The organism is Pseudovibrio sp. POLY-S9, from assembly GCF_001431305.1.
Classification (GTDB): domain Bacteria; phylum Pseudomonadota; class Alphaproteobacteria; order Rhizobiales; family Stappiaceae; genus Pseudovibrio.
Genome location: NZ_LCWX01000228.1, coordinates 61,422 through 62,578 on the forward strand (window position 1 = coordinate 61,422; position 1,157 = coordinate 62,578).

The window sequence follows — 1,157 nt, forward strand, 5'->3', positions numbered from 1 at the left end:
AGGCCCCCGATCATCTCAGTATCAAGTGGTTTGGCAAAGCGTGCATCGGCAACTGTTGTTGAAAGACCGGCTGCATCAAGCGTATCAGCAGCCCTCAAGGCTTCCTGCAGGCGGCCACCCAATGAAACCAGAGCAACGCGGGAGCCTTCTTTAACGATGCGGCCTTTGCCGATCTCCAAAGGCATACCGACTTCCGGCAGATCAATGCCAATGCCTTCACCGCGTGGGTAACGGAAGGCAATAGGGCCTTCATCATAAGCTGCAGCGGTGGAAACCATATGGACCAGCTCTGCTTCATCACCCGGTGACATAACAACCATGCCCGGCAAGCAAGAGAGGAACGCAGTATCAAATGAACCTGCGTGTGTCGCACCATCCGCACCAACAAGGCCAGCGCGATCAATCGGGAAGCGTACAGGCAGTTTCTGGATCGCAACATCGTGGACAAGCTGATCGTAGCCACGCTGGAGGAAGGTCGAGTAAATCGCACAGAACGGTTTGAAGCCCTCAGAGGCAAGGCCGGCGGCGAATGTCACAGCATGCTGCTCAGCAATACCCACATCGAACATGCGGGTTGGATGAACTTTCTCAAACACATCCAGACCAGTTCCGTCCGGCATCGCGGCTGTGATGCCAACGATCTTCTCGTCTTTGTTTGCTTCTGCAATCAACGCATTGGCAAAAACGCGAGTGTAGGCAGGTGCATTCGGTTTCGGCTTGGACTGTTCACCTGTCACAACATCAAACTTGGCAACAGCGTGATACTTGTTGCTGGCGTTCTCAGCAGGCAGATAGCCTTTACCCTTTTGGGTCACCACGTGAACGAGGATTGGACCTTCTTTAGCGTCCCGAACGTTTTTCAGGACAGGCAAAAGGTGATCCAGATTGTGCCCATCAACGGGGCCAACATAGTAGAAGCCAAGTTCTTCAAACAAAGTGCCGCCGGTAAAGAAGCTGCGGGCAAACTCTTCTGCCTGCGCTGCTTTTTCCTGCAGCGGTTTTGGCAATGCGCTCGCGACCTGCTTAGCTGCCTCGCGGAAGCCCTTGTAAGTCTTGCCAGAAACAAGACGTGCGAGGCTCGCGGAAAGGGCACCAACAGGTGGAGCGATCGACATGTCATTGTCGTTCAAAATAACGATCAGGCGGGAGTTCAGCGC

The 1,157-nt window shown here is 54.1% G+C and carries 1 protein-coding gene; it reads right to left on the bottom strand.

Going from position 1 to position 1,157, the window contains the following annotated elements:
• The coding region (gene dxs / locus PPL9_RS22935) for a 1-deoxy-D-xylulose-5-phosphate synthase (RefSeq protein WP_244273443.1) at nt 1-1,157 on the bottom strand (1,157 nt) is incomplete at both ends.